The organism is Mesorhizobium sp. LHD-90, from assembly GCF_030929505.1.
Classification (GTDB): Bacteria; Pseudomonadota; Alphaproteobacteria; order Rhizobiales; family Rhizobiaceae; genus Kumtagia.
This window is the reverse complement of sequence record NZ_JAVFVV010000007.1, coordinates 172719-193051: the sequence shown is the minus strand read 5'-3', so window position 1 is coordinate 193051 and position 20333 is coordinate 172719. Positions and strand designations below refer to the sequence as shown.

The window sequence follows — 20333 nt, the reverse complement described above, 5'->3', positions numbered from 1 at the left end:
GAGGGAAACGTCGGCGCCTAGGAGCTAACGATGGGTCTCATCCAGGAAATCGATTTTGGCACGCCCGCCTCGAAATCCGAGAAGCAGGTGACGCTGACGGTGGACGGTTTTTCCGTCACGGTTCCCGAAGGCACCTCGATCATGCGCGCCTCGATGGAGGCGGGCATCGCCATCCCGAAACTCTGCGCCACCGACATGGTCGACGCCTTCGGCTCGTGCCGGCTCTGCCTGGTGGAGATCGAGGGCCGCGCCGGCACGCCATCCTCCTGCACCACGCCGGTCATGCCGGGAATGGTGGTAAAAACCCAGACCGAGCGGCTGAAGACCATCCGCAAGGGCGTGATGGAGCTCTACATCTCCGACCACCCGCTCGACTGCCTGACCTGCGCGGCCAATGGCGACTGCGAATTGCAAACCCAGGCCGGCGCGGTCGGCCTGCGCGACGTGCGCTACGGCTATGAGGGCGACAACCATGTCCGCGCGCGCGACGGCGAGGGGGACAAAAACATCCGCTGGATGCCAAAGGACGAATCCAACCCCTACTTCACCTACGATCCGTCGAAATGCATCGTCTGCTCGCGCTGCGTGCGCGCCTGTGAAGAAGTGCAGGGCACGTTTGCGCTGACCATCGAGGGCCGCGGCTTCGACAGCCGCGTTTCGCCCGGCATGCACCAGCCCTTCCTCGATTCCGAATGCGTCTCCTGCGGCGCCTGCGTGCAGGCCTGCCCGACCGCGACGCTCACCGAAAAGAGCGTCATCAAGATCGGCCAGCCGGAGCATTCGGTGGTCACCACCTGCGCCTATTGCGGCGTCGGCTGCTCGTTCAAGGCCGAGATGCGCGGCGACGAGCTTGTCCGCATGGTGCCCTGGAAGGATGGCAAGGCCAATCGCGGCCATAGCTGCGTCAAGGGCCGCTTCGCCTATGGCTACGCCACCCACAAGGAGCGCATCCTCAACCCGATGGTGCGCGAGGCGATCGACCAGCCGTGGCGCGAAGTGTCGTGGGACGAGGCGTTCGCCCATATCGCCAAAGAATTCCGGCGCATCCAGTACCAGTACGGGCGCGGCGCCATTGGCGGCATCACCTCGTCGCGCTGCACGAATGAAGAGACCTATCTCGTCCAGAAACTGATCCGCCAGGGTTTCGGCAACAACAACGTCGACACCTGCGCCCGCGTCTGCCATTCGCCGACCGGTTATGGCCTCGGCCAGACCTACGGCACGTCGGCCGGCACGCAGGATTTCGATTCCGTCGAGGACTCCGACGTGATCATGGTGATCGGCGCCAACCCGTCCGCCGCGCATCCCGTCTTCGCCTCGCGCATGAAGAAGCGCATCCGCCAAGGGGCGAGGTTGATCGTGCTCGACCCGCGCGTCACCGAGACCGTGGATTCGGTCCACGCCAAGGCCGACTACCACCTGCCGCTGAAGCCCGGAACCAATGTCGCCGTGGTCACGGCCCTGGCCCACGTCATCGTGACGGAAGGCCTGTTCGACGAACAATTCATCCGCGAGCGCTGCGACTGGTCGGAATTCGAGGACTATGCCTCCTTCGTCGCCGAGGAGCGCCATAGCCCGGAGGAGGTCGAAAAACTGTCCGGCGTCTCCGCCGAGCTCATCCGTGACGCCGCGCGGCTCTATGCCACCGGCGGCAACGGCGCGATCTATTACGGTCTCGGCGTCACCGAGCACAGCCAGGGCTCGACCACCGTCATCGCCATCGCCAACCTCGCAATGCTCACCGGCAACATCGGCCGGCGCGGCGTCGGCGTGAACCCGCTGCGCGGCCAGAACAACGTGCAGGGCTCCTGCGACATGGGCTCGTTCCCGCACGAACTGCCGGGCTATCGTCACGTCTCGGGCGACGCGGTGCGCGACATCTATGAAAGCCTGTGGGGCGTGAAGCTCGACAACGAGCCCGGCCTGCGCATCCCCAACATGCTCGACGCCGCCGTCGAAGGCACGTTCAAGGGCATCTACATCCAGGGCGAGGATATTTTGCAGTCCGACCCCGACACCAAGCATGTGTCGGCCGGCCTCGCCGCCATGGAATGCGTCGTCGTGCAGGACCTCTTCCTCAACGAAACGGCCAACTATGCCCACGTCTTCCTGCCCGGCTCGACCTTCCTGGAGAAGGACGGCACCTTCACCAACGCGGAACGCCGCATCAACCGCGTGCGAAAAGTGATGGCGCCGAAGAACGGTTATGGCGACTGGGAGGTCACCCAGCTTCTCGCCCAGGCGATGGGGCTCAACTGGACCTATGCCCACCCGTCCGAGATCATGGACGAGATCGCGCAGACGACGCCGTCCTTCGCCTATGTCTCCTACGATCTGCTGGAGGAAAAGGGCTCGGTTCAGTGGCCCTGCAACGAGAAGGCGCCGGAAGGCACGCCGATCATGCATATCGGCGGCTTCGTGCGCGGCAAGGGCAAGTTCATCCGCACCGAATATGTGGCAACCGACGAGAAGACGGGGCCGCGCTTCCCGCTGCTGCTCACCACCGGCCGCATCCTGTCGCAATACAATGTCGGCGCGCAGACGCGGCGCACCGACAACGTCGTCTGGCATGCCGAGGACCGGCTGGAGATCCACCCGCACGATGCCGAGCAGCGCGGTATCCGCGATGGCGACTGGGTGCGGCTTGCAAGCCGCGCCGGCGAAACGACGCTGCGGGCCCTCATCACCGAGCGGGTCGCGCCGGGGGTGGTCTACACCACCTTCCACCACCCGGACACGCAGGCCAACGTGATTACCACCGACTTCTCCGACTGGGCGACAAACTGTCCGGAATACAAGGTGACGGCGGTGCAGGTGTCGCCGTCCAACGGCCCCAGCGCCTGGCAGGAGGAATACGACGAACTCTCCCGCCGCTCGCGCCGGATCGAGGGGCACCTCGAGGCAGCGGAGTGAGAAGGACTTGGCGCCTCACCCTCCCCCTTGTGGGGAGGGTCGATCCGCATGGCGGATCGGGGTGGGGGTTCGGTCCCCCCACGCTGGATGTTCGCACCCCCACCCCGTCTCGCGATCTCCGCTCCGCTACGATCGCTTGCCGACCCTCCCCACAAGGGGGAGGGTAACTGTGCGCCCTGCCCTCACCTCCACCACGCGCATCGCGCGCCGCGCCGCCGGCACTGCGGCCGCGCCGCGCAGCGTGCCGGAGGAGACGCCGATCGCGCTCAGCTATGCCGGCACCACGCATGCCGTCATGATGGGCTCGCCCGCCGATTTCGATGACTTCGCGCTGGGTTTTTCGCTGACCGAAGGCATCGTCTCCTCGCAACACGAGATCGAATCCATCGAGGTCGAGGATCTTGGCGCCGGCATCGACATCCAGATCCGGCTGAAGGACACCGCCAACACCCGCTTCCAGGCGCGGCGGCGGCGGCTTGCCGGACCGGTCGGCTGCGGGCTCTGCGGCATCGAATCCATCGAGGAGGCGATGCGCTCCGTCGACGATGTCGGTCAGTCGAGACTTACACTCGTTGCCACCGACATCGTCCAGTCGGTAAGATTGCTGTCGAAGCAGCAGCCGCTGCATACCGAGACCGGCGCCGTGCACGCCGCCGGCCTCTACGTGCCGGGTAAGGGCATCGTCGCCGCTCGCGAGGATGTCGGCCGTCACAACGCACTCGACAAGCTGGCCGGGGCGCTCGCCAAAGCGGGCGTTAACGGCGCGTCCGGCGCGGTCGTCGTCACATCCCGCGTGTCGGTCGAGATGGTGCAGAAGACGGCGGCCATAGGCTCGTCCTTCATCGTCGCAATCTCAGCCCCCACCGCGCTCGCCATCCGCACGGCCGAAGAGGCCGGCATGACGCTGGTGGCCTTGGTGCGCGGCGACGAGTTCGACATCTTCACCCACCCCGACCGAGTGGCATCCGGAGTAGCAAAGAATGTTGCATGAGGAACCGCACCGCGCCGATCCGCTGGAGAAGATCGTGCGCATGGCCAACCAGATCGCAACCTTCTTCCTGTCCAAGCCGCATGAGGAGGGTGTGGCCGGCACCGCCGAACACATCAACAAATTCTGGGAGCCGCGCATGCGCCGGCATCTTTTCGAGATCGTCGACGGCGGCGGCGAGGGCTTGTTCCCGCTCGTCTTGGAGGCGGCCGCGAAGATCAGACGCCCGGCGCCGGCGGAGAAGCCGGCGGCTTAGGATGGGCCTCGCTATCTCGCCGGCCCATCCCACGGAGGATCGCTCGTCCAGCCGAATTCATTGACGACTGCCCTGCCCCAAGGCATCGAGCGAAACAGATCGTTCACAGACAATGCTCTTGGTACCGGCCTCGCCAGCCCATAGATAAGTCCTCATGAAAAAAATCGGTTTCCTGTCGTTCGGTCATTGGTCGCCCTCGTCCAACTCGCAGACCCGCTCGGCGTCCGACGCGTTGCTGCAATCGATCGACCTCGCGGTCGCCGCGGAAGAACTGGGCGCCGACGGGGCCTATTTCCGCGTGCATCATTTTGCCCGCCAACTCGGCTCGCCTTTCCCGCTGCTTGCGGCGGTTGGTGCGAAGACCAAACGCATCGAGATCGGCACGGCGGTCATCGACATGCGCTACGAGAACCCGCTCTATATGGCCGAGGACGCGGGCGCCGCCGACCTGATCGCCGGCGGGCGCCTGCAGCTCGGCATCAGCCGCGGCTCGCCTGAGCAGGTGATCGATGGCTGGCGTTATTTCGGCTACGTGCCCGAAGACGGCAAGACCGACGCCGACATGGCCCGGCGGCATTCGGAAGTACTTCTGGATATCCTCAACGGGAGAGGTTTTGCGCAGCCCAATCCGCGGCCGATGTTCCCGAACCCGCCCGGCCTGCTGCGTCTCGAGCCGCATTCGGAAGGTCTTCGCGAGCGCATCTGGTGGGGTGCGGCCACAAACGCGACGGCGGAGTGGGCGGCAAAACTCGGCATGAACCTGCAAAGCTCAACGCTCAAATTCGACGAGAGCGGAAAACCCTTCCACGTGCAGCAGGCCGAGCAGATCCGCGTCTTCCGCGCAGCGTGGAAAGAGGCCGGCCACAGCCGAGAGCCGCGCGTTTCGGTCAGCCGCAGCATCTTCGCCCTGGTCGACGACCGCGACCGCGCCTATTTCGGCCGCGGCGCGAGCGAGGATCATTTCGGCTACATCGAGCCGGAGAAGCTGGCCGTCTTCGGCCGTAGCTACGCCGCCGAGCCGGACGTGCTTGTCGAGCAACTGAAGTCGGACGAGGCCATCGCCGAGGCCGACACGCTGCTGCTGACGGTGCCCAACCAGCTCGGCGTGGACTACAATGCGCATGTCGTCGAGGCGATCCTGAAGCACGTCGCCCCCGCCCTGGGCTGGCGCTGACCCCTGCCCCGGAAATGAACAGGAGGCCGATCTGGTCGGACCAGATCGGGTCTTTTGCGTGTCTTCGACAGGGCGGTTGCTTCCCTGGCCCGTTGGTTCTGTCGCTGGCCGGCAGTCAGATGAGGAGCGGCGCCGACACTCGAATTGACCCGCCCCGTGTCAACGCAGCGCAAAGCACGATGTCCTCTTCGGCAACAGCGGACGGGTCGAAAAGCGTCTCCAACCCACGTTTAGGCGCCGCTTTTGAAGCTAATCACGGGGTGAACGCGACACTGGCGCCATAACCCTTTGAAGCGAAACGATCTTCCGGACTTCATCGGCCTTGGCCGCTAACCCCGCATTGGCTTCAGCGCCTCGGCCCAGCGATGCAGTTCGTCGAGCATCGTCCTGGCGCCCGAGGCGATCGAATCGCTTGGGCGGAACACGCCGTCCTCACCGATATACTGGCTAACCATTTGAACTGGCGCGCCTTCCGGGATCGGCACGACGCGCAGGCTGGTCAGCAACTGCTTCTCCGACTGTGCCGCCCGCAGCCCACCGGACACCCCGCCATAGCTCAAAAGGCCCGCCGGCTTGTAGGCCCACTCCTTCGACAGGTAGGAGATCGCGTTCACCAGCGCCGGCGGCGCGAAATGATTGTATTCCGGCGTCACGAAGACAAAGGCGTCGGCCGCGGCGACGCTTTCGGCCCAGCGCTTCGTGTGGGCATGCTCGTACTGCTGCAAACGCGGGTGTTTCGGCTCGTCATAGACCGGCAGTCCGAAGTCGGCGAGATCGACGAGCACGGCGTCGAACCTGCTGTTTTCCTTGGCGAATTCATGAAACCACGCCGCCACTTTCGGGCCGATCCGGCCGGGCCGCGTGCTGCCGATGACGATGTTGAGCCTGAGCGCCAAGGTAAACTCCATCTGCGAGGAAATTGTCGCCCGCAGATAGGACGCTAGCGCCTGGCCGGGCAAGACGGCACCTTATGGTGCGTCGGTTACGCCATTGTCACCGGGCAAAGGGCCGTCCTACCTCTTCCCCGCTTCCCGCCCGCCCCAATCATCGCGGATCAACACTTCCCCTCGAGGGAAGGGAAAGCCAGACCACAGATTACGGCTTGAGCGCTGTCGTACCGTCGATGGCAGCCGGATAGGGCAGGTCCGAGACCAGCACGGAAGCCGGCTTGTCCTGTGCGAAGATCGTGTCGAGATCGAGCGTCAGGTAGGTCGTGCGGTGCGCATAGTCGGCAATCAACAGCTTGTTGTTGGTCAGGTCCTTTATCGCTACCCATTGCGTGTAGTCGGAGAAGATCTGGTTGCCTTCCTTGGCCTGCGCGATGCCAAGCGGGATGTCGACCGTGTTCAGGATGTGGCCGATCGTCTGAACGGCCTCGCTGGCATTGGCAGGCTGCGTGACGTAATGGCGCAGAAAGGCGGCGCGGATGAACCGAGCCGGCGGGGTGTAGTCGGCCGACAGGCCGATCGTTCCGCCGCCCTGTCCAATGGCAGTCACATTGGCGTCGCCGACAGTCCGGCTTGTAATGCCAACAGTCGTCAGGTTCAGAAAGTTGCGGGCGTTCATGAGATGCCATTCGTAGGGTGGCGAATTGGTCAGCACATGCGCGACGTTGTCATGGATCTTCAATTGGCCGCCGACATATTCGACGATCATGCCGTCCCCTGAGCGGTCGGTGAAGACGAAGTGGAGGGTCGGCGGAGTGGGGCCGCTGGGCAGGGACGAATCGGACCAGACCTTGATTGTCGGCAGGGCAGCACGGAGTTCGGCAACCGTCGCGTGGTTTCCAAGAGCCCATGATCCGAAGGAGAGGATCGAGACGTAGTTCTTGTCCTCCTTGGTCACGGTTTGGTACTGGGTGAACTCGGGCAGGAAATTACCGCTCATGCCGAGGCCTTCGGCATTCTGTCCTTCGAGCAGCGCCCCGCCGGGAATGATGGCGGCACTGACGCCAACCACCGGATATTTCGTTGCAATCTTGACCTCCGGCAGATTGAGGTCGCCGGGCGCGGACAGCGTGAGTTCGGTCCCCTTGGGCTGGCTGACCAGCGTCCATTTCATGTCGAAGGCCCATTCCATGGTCCTTCCTGTGATGACGGATTTGTCGGCTGCAACGATATCGACGGCGGTGCAGGCCAAGGAAGCATTGACGGCCGCCACGACCGAGACAGCAGCAAGAATGGTCCGCAGCATGAAGCCTGATATCCTTTTCCTCGTACAGCCGACAACAGCCAAGGGTTGACGTAGAGGAAAAAGGTAAATGGATTCCTGCACTTATACCCGCTTCAGCGACTCCTTCCCGCTCTCTTCCAATGGTCGCGTATGTGGACAAAACCTTCCTTGTAGACGGCTTCCGGGCTCTCGGCGAAATCCCGCCAGACCTTTGTCGCGGCCGCCAGGTCCTTGAGTCCACGGCCAAAAGCCTCGATGGTCAGCCAGCCGACATAGCCGCTGTCGCGGATCGCCGAAAAAGTCTTCTTCCACGGGATGTTGCCGCGTCCCGGCACGCCGCGGTCGTTCTCCGAAATATGGACATGGACGATATGGCGCAGGCTTTTGGTAAACGCCGCGATCGGATCCTGCTCCTCGATATTGCAGTGGAACGTGTCGTACATCGCCTTGATGTGGGGATGATCCACCTCATCGAGATGGGCGCAGAGATCGTCCATCGTGTTGAAAAGATAGCATTCGAAGCGGTTGAGCGCCTCCAGCCCGACGGTGACGTTCTTCGTCGCCGCATGGTCGCCGATGGCCCGTTGTGAGGAGACCGAGCGCTTCTTCTCCGCCGCCGTCGGCCCGACGCCGGAGAAATGCCCGAGCGTCGAATGCATTGGCCCGGAAAGCTTGTCGGCGCCGAGCGCATTGGCGCAATCGATCGCCCATTTCATGTATTTGATGCCGGCCTTTCGCGCCGCCGCGTCGCCGATCAGGTTCATCGCCGGATCACCCATGGCGGTCACCGCCGTCCGCTCCAGGCCGATGCGGTCGAGCAGATCGCCCAGGCGCTTGTACTCGTCGGGTGAGCCCTCGAAGATCGGAATCTCGACCCCGTCGTAACCCGTCGCCTTGATATCCCTTAGCAATTTCTCATGTTTCTGCGTGACGTTGGTCGTCCACAAAAACATGCAGAAGCCAATTTTCATGCCGTTCTCCCCTCGGATTTTGCGCGGAGCCTAGCGCGAAAAATCTGGTAGGACCAGACTGGATTTCTCAAGCCGGCTTCGGGCATGGAGTTTTATGGGAGGCTGCAGGAAACCGCTGCGGCAACGCGATCAGCCTTGCAGGGCGAGGCGGTGCGAGGAGGTAGCGGCCGGCGCCAAAGCGCCGGCCGCCATGCTTCAGTAGACCAGGAAATCGTTGTTGGTCAGTGCAAGTCCCGTGGCAAGCGTCGCGAATTGCACGCCGGCGGCGGCGCCCGTCCCGTCCGCATCGTAGAGCAGCCTGCCGGTGTCCGTCTCGTAGATGATGCGGTCGCTGGCGTCGCCTGCCAGTCCGGTGGTGTTGGCCCGGAAGGCCGCCGCCGTCAGCGCGCCGGTCGCAAGCGCGGTGAAGATTGCATCACTGAGGCGAATCTCGTCCTCGTTCACCACGAAACCGCTGATGGTGTCGACATTGGCCTCGGCATGCAACGCGGTATTGAAATAGTAGCGATCGGCGCCAGCGCCGCCGGTCAGCGCGTCGTTGCCGTTGCCGCCGTAGATCGAATCTATTCCATCTTCACCCTGGACATTGTCATTGCCGGCGCCACCGTCGAGAACGTCGTTCTCGGTACCGCCGTAGAGAGTGTCGTTGCCGCCGCCGCCCTTGATGTTGTCGGCGCCGGTCTCGCCATAGAGGACGTCGTTTCCACTTTCTCCGTCCAGGACGTCGTTACCCTCCTCGCCATAAAGATAGTCGTTGCCGCTGCCTCCCCTCAGGGTGTCAATGCTCAGCTCTACGGTCGAATTGCCATAGCCACCATGGAGCACGTCGTTGCCGCCGCCACCGACGAGTTCGTCCACTTCGGAACCCCCATAGATATAATCTCCGCCTTCGCCGCCGTTCATGAAGTCGGCGCCGACCTCGCCATAGAGCGTATCGTTTCCTTCATAGCCTATGAGATAGTCGTTGCCGGCGCTTCCGTAGACGACATCGACACCGTCGCCGCCGTAGATCTTGTCGGCGCCGGCGCCGGCCCGGTAGGTCATCTGCTCTATGTTCAGGGCCGTCGTGCCGTCGCTCCCGGCCGCGCCGTTGAGCCGGAACACCTGCGCGGTGGAGGTGCTGCTGCGGTCGAGATCGAGGAAATCGAAGCCGGTGCCGCCGTCGATTGTCTTGACGCCGAGCGTCCCATAGATGCGGTCGTCTCCGCTTCCGCCGTCCAGGATGTCGGTGCCGATGTCGCCATAGACATAGTCGTTGCCCGACCCGCCGGTCATGTTGTCGTTGCCGGTTTCGCCGTACAACTGGTCATCGCCGCCGCCGCCGTCGAGACGATCGTTGCCCTCTTCACCGTAGAGGTAGTCGTTTCCCTCCCCGCCATAGATCCGATCGTTGCTCGTTTCGACGGTGGAGTTTCCGAAGCCGCCATAAAGGACGTCGTTGCCGTCCTCGCCGTAGAGATAGTCGACGTCGGCGCCGCCATAGGCATAGTCGTTGCTCTCGCCACCATAGAGCTTGTCGGCCCCGAGGTTGCCCTGCAGGCTGTCGGCGCCTTCCCCACCCTTCAGGAGATCGTCGCCTTCGTTTCCGCTCAGATTGTCGTCGCCCGCGCCGGCGGTCACGGTGTCGTTGCCGCTGCCGCCGACAAAAACAAGCCTCTCGATGCCCTTTGAGGTCGTCCCGTCGCTGCTGGTTCCGTTGAGCACGAAAGTATAGGCAGAGGCGTTGCCGGTGCGATCGACATTGAGCGTGTCGAAACCAGTCCCGCCGTCGACCGTGTTCTTGCCGACGACAATGAAAATCTGATCCGCGTCGGCGCCACCGGTCAGGATATTGGTGCCTATACCACCATAGAGGTAGTCCGCTCCGGCGCCGCCATTCAGATTATCGTTTCCATCCTCGCCGTATAGCGTGTCATCGCCGTCTCCCCCGAGGATCGTATCGTTTCCCTCCTCACCGTAGAGATAGTCATTGCCGTCGCCGCCGTCTAACGTGTCGTTGCTCGCCTCGACGGTCGCGTTGCCATAGCCACCATAGATGACGTCGTCGCCATCCAGGCCGTTCAGTTTGTCGGCGCCTCCTTGTCCGTAGATGTAGTCGCCGACGGCCGAGCCATTGATCGTGTTCGGGCTATCATTTCCGTTGAAAGTGGGCATGTTTGAATCCTTTCCACGAGACAGCGCTTCCACCCGGATCTTCTAACCGAGCTGGAGCAGCGCAGATATGGTACGCCAATCCGCATGGAGTATTCCAAGCGAACTGACGGGCTTCTATTTGCTAAGTTGCCATGCGTGAACTGTCCGTTAGATCGGACACGACTGGAGTCTCCGATAGAGAACTCCGTCAGTCTGCATTATTGCTTTCACGCCAACGGCGATCGACACCGCCACGTGGCCGCCGGGGTTGGCTGGGACTTTGACGGCAGCACTTCCGTCGTTGTTTCCCACATTGTCGAGCATTGCTTCATCTCCTCGATTCCATAAACGCCGGCCCCTTTTTCCAGGATGGAGCATTCATGCCGAGGTGCGACGCGCCCGCCCCTAACGGTGACATCGATGACACGCATGCGAAAAGCCAGGCTCGCTGTTGCGATGCCCGCTGACAGAATTTTAGTTGTTGTTGGCGATGGTTTTTCATCGTCCAGCCAATATTTGAGCACCACACACGCGGCGACCAGCCACGCGTCCGGAGCTCAGGCCGGATGAACTGCCTCCGTGGAGGCCCACGTACTTCTGAGCAAACCGATTATGCCGCAGATGCGGCCGGCCGGCAAGAAAATCAATTTCAAGATCAATTCAAGGGGCGCCACGAGCGCGGGACTTGCGCCGTCGGACCTGTACGAGCAGTTGTTTTCACGCAAACTATCAGTCGCATGGCGTGCCCGGCGGAACATCCTGCCGGACCGAACGCAGTCAAACAACGCGCATCCGGTCCTGCCGGATGCACGTTGCGAACTATCCACACACGCCGCCGGTTAGACGGCACGCCGCCATCTCCCGGCGAAACGGTCAGTAGATAAGGAAATTGGCGTTGGTGAGTGCCAGACCCGGATCGAGGGTGGCGAAAAGGATGGCAACGCCAGCGCCATTGCCATCGGCATCGTAGAAGAGTTTTCCCGTATCGGTCTCGTAGATGATGCGGTCGCTGGCATCGGCGGCTGCGCCCAAGGCATTGGCTGCGAAGGCCGAGGCGGCGAGCGTCCCGGTCGCGGTCAATGCGGTGAAGATCGCGTTCTCCAGCCTGATCTGATCCTGGGCAACCGTGAAGTCGGCAATGGTGTCGACATTGGCGATGGCGTCGAGCGCGGTGTTGAAGATGAAGCGGTCGATATCGGCGCCGCCGGTCAGCGTGTCGTTGCCCAGCCCACCATAGAGCGTGTCGACGCCCTCGTCGCCCTTCAGCGTGTCGTTGCCGTTGCCGCCCTGAAGGATGTCGTTGTCGGCGCCGCCAATAAGCGTATCGGCGCCGTTGCCGCCGGCCAGCTTGTCGGCGCCGCTCTCTCCGGAGAGACTGTCATTGCCGCTGCCGCCGTCGAGCGTGTCGTTGCCTTCCTCGCCGTAGAGGTAGTCGTTGCCCTCCAGCCCGTAGAGCGTATCGTTGCTCAGTTCGGCGGTAGAACTGCCAAAGCCGCCATAGAGCACGTCGTTGCCTTCGCCGCCAATGAGGGTGTCTGCATCGCCGTCGCCGTAGAGATAGTCGTTGCCCTCACCGCCGTTCAGCTTGTCGATGCCGGCGTCGCCGCGCAGCGTGTCGTTGCCGTCGTAGCCGGCCAGTTGGTCGTTACCAGCGCCGCCGTGGACGGTGTCGACGCCCGAGCCGCCGGAAATGCGGTCGTCGCCGGCGCCGGCCTTGTAGAGCATCTGCTCGATGCCAATCGCCGTCGAGCCGTCCGTGCCAGCGGCGCCGTTCAGCCTGAACACCTGGGCGTCGGACTGGCCGGAGCGGTCTATTTCGAGATAATCGAAGCCGGTGCCGCCATCGATGGTCTTCTTGCCATGGGTGGCATAGATGCGGTCGTCACCCTCGCCGGCATTGATAAAATCCTCGCCGAGATCGGCGTAGATGTAGTCATTTCCGTTGCCGCCGTAGAGCGTATCGTTGCCGATCTCGCCAAAAATGGTGTCGTTGCCGCCGCCGCCATCGAGCGTGTCGTTGCCTTCCTCGCCGTAGATGTAATCATCGCCCTCGCCGCCAAAGATGCGGTCGTTGCTGTTGTCGGCGGTCGCATTGCCGAAACCGCCATAAAGCGTGTCGTTGCCGTCGTCGCCGTAGAGCGTGTCGGCCTCCGCCCCACCATAGAGGCTGTCGCGGCTGGCCCCACCATACAGTTTGTCGGTGCCGGCCCCGCCTAACAGGTCGTCTTCGCCGCCATTGCCCCTCAGCGTATCGTTGCCGTCGTTGCCATAGATGACGTCATCGCCATCGGCGCCCGAAATCGTGTCGCCCGCCGAACCGGCGCGGTAGATCATCTCCTCTATGCCGGTCGTGCTGGAGTTGTCATTGCTCGCTCCGTTGAGCGCGAAGACATGCGCCGTGGCGCTGGTGGAGCGGTCGAAGTCGAGCACGTCGAAGCCGGTGCCGCCATCGACGATCTTGCGGCCGAGTCCGAGATAGAACCGATCATCGCCGCTGCCGCCGATCAGCTTATCGGTGCCGTTGCCGCTGTAGAGGTAGTCGGCGCCTGTGCCGCCGTTCAGTTGGTCGTTGCCATCCTCGCCGTAGAGGGCGTCGTCGCCGTCGCCGCCGAGGAGCACGTCGTTGCCTTCCTCGCCATAGAGGTAGTCGTCGCCGTCGCCGCCGTCCAGCGTATCGTTGCCGCTGTCGACGGTACTGTTGCTGTACCCGCCGTAGATGTAGTCGTTTCCGTCGCCACCCTTCAGATTATCCGCGCCGCCATATCCGTATATGGAGTCGCCTATTCCAGAACCAACAATGACATTGTCGGAATTATTGCCTGTGTAAGTCGGCATTCCCGTTCCTCTTTACTTGCCGATTCGGATGAGCCGAACCAGGGGCTAGAGGAATAGGGGCCGATCCCGTCCGGCTCATGCCGCCGGCGATGGGACGAATGTATCCGTCGGAGGCCGCCTGTTACGCGGCTGTTACATCGGCTCCGGCGCGCCAGCATGGGAAATGGCAACGGACATGCAACGCAGCAGCCCGACTGACGGCGCTATCCATGGGCGACCATGACGTGGCGGACGGCGGTATAATCCTCCAGCGCGTAGAGCGACATATCCTTGCCGTAGCCGGACTGCTTTACGCCGCCATGCGGCATCTCGTTGGTCAGCATGAAATGGGTGTTGATCCAGGTGCAGCCATATTGCAGGCGCGCCGCCGTCGCCATGGCGCGCGACACGTCCTTCGTCCACACCGAAGAGGCAAGACCGTAGTCGCTGTCGTTGGCCCAGGCGACCGCTTCGTCGACGTCGGAGAAGCGGGTGACCGAGACGACAGGGCCGAACACCTCGCGGCGCACGATCTCGTCCTCCTGCAGCGCACCGGCGACCACGGTCGGCTGATAGTAAAAGCCGCCGCCGTCGCCCGGCCTGCCGCCGGTGGTGATGTCGATGTGCTTGAGTTCGGAGGCCCGCTCGACGAAGGAGGCAACGCGGTCGCGCTGGCGTCTGGAAATCAGCGGGCCGATCTCGTTCTCGGTGTCGTCGGACTGGTTGTACCGGATCGTCGAAACGGCGGACGAGAGGTCTGCGACCAGCTTCTCGTAGACTTTTCCGCCGGCATAGATGCGGCAGGCTGCGGTGCAGTCCTGCCCGGCATTGTAGTAGCCGAAAGCGCGCAGGCCGGCCACGACCGAGTCAATATCGGCGTCGTCGAAGACGATGACCGGCGCCTTGCCGCCGAGTTCCAGATGCGTGCGCTTGACCGATTTCGCCGCGGCCTGCAACACCTTCTTGCCAGTGGCGACGTCGCCGGTGATCGAGATCATGTTGACCTTGGGGTGGTTGATCAGCGCGTTGCCGACGCTCTCGCCACGACCAAGCACGACATTGACCACGCCTTCCGGCAGCACATCCGCAAGGATTTTTGCCAGCTTCAGCGCCGTCAGCGGCGTCTGCTCGGACGGCTTGAACACCACCGTGTTGCCGCCGCCGATGGCCGGCGCCAGCTTCCAGGCCATCATCATCAGCGGGTAGTTCCACGGGGCGATGGAGGCGACGATGCCGATCGGGTCGCGCCGGATCATCGAGGTGAAACCCGGCAGATACTCGCCCGCCACGACCCCCGGCATGGTGCGCACCGCACCGGCGAAGAAGCGGTAGCAATCGACGATCGCCGGGACCTCGTCGTTCAACACCGCATTGATCGGCTTGCCGCAGTTCAGCGCTTCCAGTTTTGCGAATTCCTCGGCCTCGGCCTCGATGCGCTCGGCGATCTTCAGGAGATAGCCGGAGCGCTGGGCCGGAGTGGTGCGCGACCAGGTGGCGAACGCCTTCTCAGCCGCGGCGACCGCCGCGTCGATCTGCGACTGGCTCGCTTCGGGCAGGTTAAGCACCGTTTCGCCGGTGCGCGGGTTGAGGATCGGCTCCTCAGTCTCGGTGCCTCTTTCGAAACGTGCTCCGATCAGCATGTCGGTCAGCATGGATGTGTCTCCCTTTGTGCTGAGCGAATAGCGAATAGGGAGTAGCGAATAGCGAATAGCGGAGCGCACTTTTCTGCGCTGGCTGGCGCCAATAATTTTCTTCCCTACTCGCTACTCCCTATTCGCTATTCGCTCTCTTTCATTTCCCCGCCCCGGCAATCTGGTCGCCCTCGCGGGTGAGGTAATAGGCAAGCAGGATGGGCAGCGCCGTCACCAGCACGACAACCATGGCGACCACATTGGTCACCGGCCGCTGGCGCGGGCGCACCAGCTCCTCCAGCATCCAGATCGGCAGCGTCTGCTGCTGACCGGCAGTGAAGGTGGTGACGATGACCTCGTCGAAGCTGAGCGCGAAGGCCAGCATGCCACCGGCGAGCAGCGCCGTGCCGATGTTCGGCAACACCACATAGCGGAACGTCTGGAAGCCGTCGGCGCCGAGATCCATCGAAGCCTCGATCATCGAACCGGAGGTGCGGCGGAAACGGGCGACGGCGTTGTTGTAGACGACGACCACGCAGAAGGTGGCGTGGCCCAGCACGATGGTCCAGGTGGAGAACGGTATCTCCATCAGGCTGAAGGCCGAACGCAGCGAGATGCCGGTGATGATGCCGGGCAGCGCGATCGGCAGGATGACCAGCAGCGAGATCGCCTCACGGCCGAAAAATTTCGTCCGGCTGACGGCCGCAGCGCAGAGCGTGCCCAGCACAATGGCGATCGCCGTAGAGATCGCAGCGACCTTTACCGAGAGCCACAGCGCTTCCCACACGTCCGGCCGGTTCCAGGTGACGGCGAACCATTGCGTCGTGAAGCCCGGTGGCGGCCACTGGTAACTCTTCTCTTCGGTGGTAAAGGCGTAGACGAAGATGAGCAGGATCGGCAGGTGCAGGAACAGCAGCCCCGCCGCGGCGGCGATCTTCAGCGTCAGTGGAGCCGAATGGCCACGGTCAGAGCGCATCGAACGCCCCCATACGCTTGGCGCCCCACAGATAGAGGCCCATGATGACGACCGGCACCACCGTGAAGGCGGCGGCGAGCGGTATGTTGCCGGCCGTGCCTTGGTGTGCGTAGACGGCTTGGCCGATGAACAGCCGCGACGTGCCGATGATCTGCGGGATGATGTAGTCGCCGAGCGTCAGCGAGAAGGTGAAGATCGAGCCAGCGACGATGCCAGGCAGCGCCAGCGGGAAAATCACGTTGCGGAATGTCTGGCCGGGCGAGGCGCCGAGATCGGACGACGCCTCGGTGAGGTTTGCCGGCACGCGTTCCAGCGCCGCCTGCACCGGCAGGATCATGAAGGGCAGCCAGACATAGACGAAGACGATGAAGGTGCCGGTCCAGCTCACCGACAGCGAGTTGCCGCCGACCACCGGCAGCGCCAGCCAGGCGTCGAGCAGCCAGGTGAGATGCAGCTTGGCGAGCAGCCAGCCCAAAATGCCTTCCTTGGCGAGGATCAGCTTCCAGGCGTAGACTTTGACCAGATAACTCGACCACAAAGGCAGCATGATGCCGAGGTAAAACAGCGCCTTCCGTGCGCCGCGGGCGTAGCGCGCTGCGTAGTAGGCGATTGGGAAGGCAATGACCGCCGATGCCAGCGTGACCACCGCCGCCATTGCGACGGTGCGCAGGATAATGTCGAGATTGGACGGCAGCAGCAGTTCGCCATAGGTCTTCAGCGTGAATTCCCGGTTGATCAGCCCGGAGAATTCGTCGATCGAGAAGAAACTCTGCAGCAAGAGCGCGAAAAGGGCGCCGAGATAGACGATGCCCAGCCAGAGCACCGGCGGGGCCAGCATCAGCATCAGCAGGAAGCGTGGGTTGCGCCACAATGTATCCGACAGCAGGCCGACCGCGCCGCCCCTGGGCGGAAGGATAGCCGGCGCCGGAACCGAGGGCATGACGGCCTCGGCGTTCATGCCGGCTCGTCCATCAGGTGCAGGTGCTCGCGATTGAAGGTCAGCATCACCGCGTCGCCGGTCTCCGGCAGCGCCGTGCCGGCGGGGACCGTCGCATGGAGGCGCAGGTCACCTACGTCCAGCGCCAGCCTCGTCGCCGAGCCGAGATAGTTCATCGCCGTGACCCGCGCCGGAATGCCGTCGCCATCGGCACCACCTTGGACCCGGATCTGCTCCGGCCGCAGGCTGGCCCAGCGGTGCTGCCCTGACCAGCGCCGCACGAAATCCGGCGGCAGCACGTTGGAGGATCCGACAAAATCGGCAACGAAACGCGAGCGCGGCCGCTGGTAGATGTCCTGCGGCGCGCCGATCTGCATGATGCGGCCGTCGTTGAAGACCGCGACCCGGTCGGCCATGGACAGCGCCTCGCCCTGGTCATGGGTGACGAAGACGAAAGTGATGCCCAGCGCCTTCTGCAGCGACTTCAGTTCCTCCTGCATGTTCTCGCGCAGCTTCAGATCGAGCGCGCCGAGCGGTTCGTCGAGCAACAGCACTTTCGGCCGGTTGACAAGCGCACGCGCCAGCGCGACGCGCTGGCGCTGGCCGCCGGAAAGCTGGCCGGGTTTCCGCGCGCCGTAGCCGGGCAGGCGCACCAGCGACAGCGCCTCCTCGGCCGCCTTGTGGCGTTCGGGCTTCGCAACGCCTTTGACCATCAGCCCGTAGGCGACGTTGTCGAGGACGTTGAGGTGCGGGAACAGCGCATAGTCCTGGAAGACGGTGTTCACGTTGCGCCGATAGGGCGGGACGCCGTCTGCTCGCTCGCCGAATATCTTGATCACGCCCGCCGTCGGCTGCTCGAAGCCGGCGATCAGTCTGAGGCAGGTCGTCTTGCCGGAACCCGACGGGCCAAGCATTGCGAAAAACTCGCCGGCCACGATCTCCAGATCGACCGCGTCGACGGCGCGCACGCTGCCGAAGTGGCGGGAGACTTTTTCGAAGGAGACGGCTGGGGTCATGGGCGTTGCCGAATTGTGAGCCCCCTCACCCGGCCGCTTCGCGGCCACCCTCTCCCTGCTGGGGGGAGAGGAGGGAGCCATGCCTTCATAGCTCAGCATTGAGCATCATCTCGAACCAGCGTCGGAACCGCACTCACCCTCTCCCTCGTGCGGGGAGAGGGTGGCCGCGAAGCGGCCAGGTGAGGGGCCCCAGCGAACTACGGACGTATCACCGCCCGCCGATCACGCCGATGTAATCCGACACCCACCGATAATAAGGTACGCAGGCACCGTTCTGGCTGGCGCATTTCGAGGTCGGCGTCGTCCAGAACTTCACCTTCTCGAAATTGTCGAGGCCGTTTGTGGTGCAGCCCTCCGCCGTCTGCATGCCGCGCTTGTCGGTGCAAGCTGCCGGCACAGACGGATTCGCACCGAACCAGACCGACAGGTCGCTCTGCAGGTTGGAGGAGAGCTGGTGCTCGAACCACATATAGGAGCAGTTCGGATTGGCTGAATCGACATGCATCATGGTGGTGTCGGCCCACCCCGTGACGCCTTCCTCGGGGAAGACCGACGCGACCGGCTGGTTCTCGCCCTTGAGCAGATTGACCTGGAACGGCCATGAGCCGGAAGCGACCACGCCTTCGTTCTTGAAGTCGTCGATCTGAATGAAGGCGTCGTGCCAGTAGCGGCCGACCAGCGTGCGCTGCTGGCGAAGCAGGTCGAGCGCGGCTTTGTACTGGTCCTCGGTGAGCTGGTAGGGATCCTTGATGCCGAGATCGGGCTTGTGCGCCATCAGGTAGAGCGCGGCGTCGGCGACATGGATCGGGCCGTCATAGGCCTGGACGCGGCCCTTGTTGGACTTGCCGTCGTCAAGGTTCATCTCCTCGAACACGACTTTCCAGGAGGTCGGCGGGGTCTTTATGACATTGGTGTTGTACATCAGGACGTTCGGCCCCCACATATAGGGCACGCCGTAGTGGACGCCGTCTACCGTGTGCCAGGGCGCGTCCTTGAGGCGGTCGTCGATGGTCGACCAGCTCTTGACGAGGTCGATGTTGATCGGTTGGACGCGCTTGCCGGCGATCAGGCGCAGCGAGGCATCGCCCGAGGCGGTGACAAGATCGAACCCGCCTTCGTTCATCAGAGCGACCATCTCGTCGGAGGTGGCGGCCGTCTTGACGTTGACCTTGCAGCCGGTGTCCTTCTCAAACTTGGTGACCCAGTCGAAGTTCTTGTCCGTCTCACCGCGCTCGATGTAGCCGGCCCAAGCGATGATGTTGACCTGGCCCTCGCCGGCGCCAACCTCCTTCAACTGCGCCATGGCTTGGCCAGACATGGAAAGCGCCACGGCAAGCGCCGTGCAGGATTTCAGGAAAGCTTTCATCTCACGTCTCCCATTCGAGGGCGTCGCTCATGAACGGCGACTTCAATCCCTGAATGCAACGTGACGCGATTTCACTGCTTTCGCAATTTTATTTGTCAGAACGACGGTATCGGTTTTTCCGATACGTCGCGACAAATGCGCTTCTACGCCCACGCCTCGGCCAGCCAGCAAGCGGCGGTGAACTGCGCATAGCCGGCCTCGACAAAAGGTGCGAATGCCGGGTGCAAGGCCTCGATCACCTTTTCCGCCGTGTTCCGATCGAGTTCCCTCAAGGCAGCGCCTACCGGCCCGAGCCGGGTCGCATAGGTCATGAGGTCGGCTTCGCTCATCCGGCATGGCACGTCCGCCTGGTGGAGCTGGACCTTCGACCAGCCGCTCGCCTCCAGAATTGAAGTCACTCGGGAGCCGTCGGCGAAAGCGAACTGCCCGGGCGCGTCCGAGTTCGGCGTGGGCATCGGCGGCAGGAGCGGCGCGGCAGCACGAACAGCCGTCGTCATGAACTCATTCTCGGCCGGACTGCGCCAGGCAGCGAACGTCAGCTTCGCACCTGGCCGCACTCCCCGGCGGATATTGGCGAACGCTGCCACAGGATCGTCGAAGAACATGACACCGAAGCGCGAGATGACGGCGTCGTACCGCCCCTGGTCGAGAGCATAAGTCTGCGCATCGCCCTCGACAAAGCTTGCATTTTCTATGCCTTCGGCAACTGCGCGCCTCCTCGCGGCCGCGATCAGCGGGCGGGAGATATCCAGCCCGACGCAGCGGCCACCCGCGCCGACGCGTCGCGCCATCGCCAGGGTGGTCGCGCCGCAGCCGCAGCCGATGTCGAGAGCCTGGCCGCCCTCGCCCGGATAACCGGCATCGACCACGAGTCGCCCGAACGGCTCCAACATACGGTCGAGCAAAACCTGCATGTCGACCCAGGCTTCGCCGCTGGCTTTGTTCCAGAGTTCCATCTGATCGCGATTGGGCGAAACATCCGACAT

At 63.3% G+C, this 20333-nt stretch carries 15 protein-coding genes; 4 read left to right on the top strand and 11 right to left on the bottom strand.

Annotated features, from left to right (window positions below):
* Positions 1–30: 30 nt before the first annotated feature.
* The 4 genes from fdhF (at position 31) to RB623_RS12000 (ending at position 5331) form a co-directional block, all read left to right on the top strand.
* On the top strand, positions 31–2913 hold the full coding sequence (gene fdhF / locus RB623_RS12015) for a formate dehydrogenase subunit alpha (RefSeq protein ID WP_308057050.1): 2883 nt from the start codon (positions 31–33) through the stop codon (positions 2911–2913).
* Between the two features lie 169 nt (positions 2914–3082).
* Positions 3083–3904, top strand: coding sequence for a formate dehydrogenase accessory sulfurtransferase FdhD (gene fdhD / locus RB623_RS12010; protein ID WP_308057049.1), 822 nt, complete (start codon positions 3083–3085; stop codon positions 3902–3904).
* Positions 3894–4157 carry a formate dehydrogenase subunit delta gene (locus RB623_RS12005; RefSeq protein WP_308057048.1) on the top strand — a complete coding sequence of 88 codons (264 nt, stop codon included), beginning with the start codon at positions 3894–3896 and terminating at the stop codon, positions 4155–4157. The genes fdhD and RB623_RS12005 overlap by 11 nt, the downstream gene beginning before the upstream one ends.
* 154 nt (positions 4158–4311) lie before the next feature.
* The gene (locus RB623_RS12000; RefSeq protein WP_308057047.1) at positions 4312–5331 is read left to right on the top strand and encodes an LLM class flavin-dependent oxidoreductase; all 1020 of its coding nucleotides are present in this window, start codon (positions 4312–4314) and stop codon (positions 5329–5331) included.
* A gap of 329 nt (positions 5332–5660) precedes the next feature.
* Here the strand turns inward: RB623_RS12000 and RB623_RS11995 are convergent, their stop codons facing one another.
* From RB623_RS11995 to RB623_RS11945, 11 genes are all read right to left on the bottom strand, one after another.
* On the bottom strand, positions 5661–6227 hold the full coding sequence (locus RB623_RS11995; RefSeq protein ID WP_308057046.1) for an NAD(P)H-dependent oxidoreductase: 567 nt from the start codon (positions 6225–6227) through the stop codon (positions 5661–5663).
* Between the two features lie 199 nt (positions 6228–6426).
* Positions 6427–7524 (bottom strand): choloylglycine hydrolase family protein, encoded by a 1098-nt coding sequence (locus RB623_RS11990; RefSeq protein ID WP_308057045.1) that lies wholly within the window; start codon positions 7522–7524, stop codon positions 6427–6429.
* A 92-nt stretch (positions 7525–7616) separates the two neighbouring features.
* Positions 7617–8474 carry a sugar phosphate isomerase/epimerase gene (locus tag RB623_RS11985; RefSeq protein WP_308057044.1) on the bottom strand — a complete coding sequence of 286 codons (858 nt, stop codon included), beginning with the start codon at positions 8472–8474 and terminating at the stop codon, positions 7617–7619.
* Positions 8475–8669: 195 nt separating this feature from the next.
* Positions 8670–10628, bottom strand: a complete 1959-nt coding sequence (locus RB623_RS11980; protein WP_308057043.1) for a calcium-binding protein — start codon at positions 10626–10628, stop codon at positions 8670–8672.
* An 852-nt stretch (positions 10629–11480) separates the two neighbouring features.
* Complete coding sequence (locus RB623_RS11975; RefSeq protein ID WP_308057042.1) at positions 11481–13442, bottom strand: calcium-binding protein; 1962 nt, start codon at positions 13440–13442, stop codon at positions 11481–11483.
* 203 nt (positions 13443–13645) lie between these two features.
* Positions 13646–15073: a gamma-aminobutyraldehyde dehydrogenase gene (locus tag RB623_RS11970; protein WP_308057041.1), complete on the bottom strand. Its 1428-nt coding sequence runs from the start codon at positions 15071–15073 to the stop codon at positions 13646–13648.
* 139 nt (positions 15074–15212) lie between these two features.
* Positions 15213–16028: an ABC transporter permease gene (locus RB623_RS11965; RefSeq protein ID WP_308057040.1), complete on the bottom strand. Its 816-nt coding sequence runs from the start codon at positions 16026–16028 to the stop codon at positions 15213–15215.
* Positions 16018–16968, bottom strand: a complete 951-nt coding sequence (locus RB623_RS11960; protein ID WP_374121669.1) for an ABC transporter permease — start codon at positions 16966–16968, stop codon at positions 16018–16020. Before RB623_RS11960 ends, RB623_RS11965 begins: the two co-directional genes overlap by 11 nt.
* A gap of 14 nt (positions 16969–16982) precedes the next feature.
* A complete protein-coding gene (locus RB623_RS11955) occupies positions 16983–17981 on the bottom strand; it encodes an ABC transporter ATP-binding protein (protein WP_308057038.1) in 999 nt (332 codons plus the stop codon).
* A 208-nt stretch (positions 17982–18189) separates the two neighbouring features.
* The gene (locus RB623_RS11950; RefSeq protein ID WP_308057037.1) at positions 18190–19347 is read right to left on the bottom strand and encodes an ABC transporter substrate-binding protein; all 1158 of its coding nucleotides are present in this window, start codon (positions 19345–19347) and stop codon (positions 18190–18192) included.
* A 143-nt stretch (positions 19348–19490) separates the two neighbouring features.
* Positions 19491–20333, bottom strand: coding sequence for a class I SAM-dependent methyltransferase (locus tag RB623_RS11945; RefSeq protein ID WP_308057036.1), 843 nt, complete (start codon positions 20331–20333; stop codon positions 19491–19493).

Excerpts from the sequence above, each read along its gene's own strand:
- fdhF (WP_308057050.1), top strand. The coding sequence starts at position 31 with ATGGGTCTCATCCAGGAAATCGATTTTGGCACGCCCGCCTCGAAATCC.
- RB623_RS12005 (WP_308057048.1), top strand. The coding sequence starts at position 3,894 with ATGTTGCATGAGGAACCGCACCGCGCCGATCCGCTGGAGAAGATCGTG.
- RB623_RS12000 (WP_308057047.1), top strand. The coding sequence starts at position 4,312 with ATGAAAAAAATCGGTTTCCTGTCGTTCGGTCATTGGTCGCCCTCGTCC.
- RB623_RS11990 (WP_308057045.1), bottom strand. The coding sequence starts at position 7,524 with ATGCTGCGGACCATTCTTGCTGCTGTCTCGGTCGTGGCGGCCGTCAAT.
- RB623_RS11985 (WP_308057044.1), bottom strand. The coding sequence starts at position 8,474 with ATGAAAATTGGCTTCTGCATGTTTTTGTGGACGACCAACGTCACGCAG.
- RB623_RS11980 (WP_308057043.1), bottom strand. The coding sequence starts at position 10,628 with ATGCCCACTTTCAACGGAAATGATAGCCCGAACACGATCAATGGCTCG.
- RB623_RS11975 (WP_308057042.1), bottom strand. The coding sequence starts at position 13,442 with ATGCCGACTTACACAGGCAATAATTCCGACAATGTCATTGTTGGTTCT.
- RB623_RS11970 (WP_308057041.1), bottom strand. The coding sequence starts at position 15,073 with ATGCTGACCGACATGCTGATCGGAGCACGTTTCGAAAGAGGCACCGAG.
- RB623_RS11965 (WP_308057040.1), bottom strand. The coding sequence starts at position 16,028 with ATGCGCTCTGACCGTGGCCATTCGGCTCCACTGACGCTGAAGATCGCC.
- RB623_RS11960 (WP_374121669.1), bottom strand. The coding sequence starts at position 16,968 with ATGCCCTCGGTTCCGGCGCCGGCTATCCTTCCGCCCAGGGGCGGCGCG.
- RB623_RS11955 (WP_308057038.1), bottom strand. The coding sequence starts at position 17,981 with ATGACCCCAGCCGTCTCCTTCGAAAAAGTCTCCCGCCACTTCGGCAGC.
- RB623_RS11950 (WP_308057037.1), bottom strand. The coding sequence starts at position 19,347 with ATGAAAGCTTTCCTGAAATCCTGCACGGCGCTTGCCGTGGCGCTTTCC.
- RB623_RS11945 (WP_308057036.1), bottom strand. The coding sequence starts at position 20,333 with ATGTCGGATGTTTCGCCCAATCGCGATCAGATGGAACTCTGGAACAAA.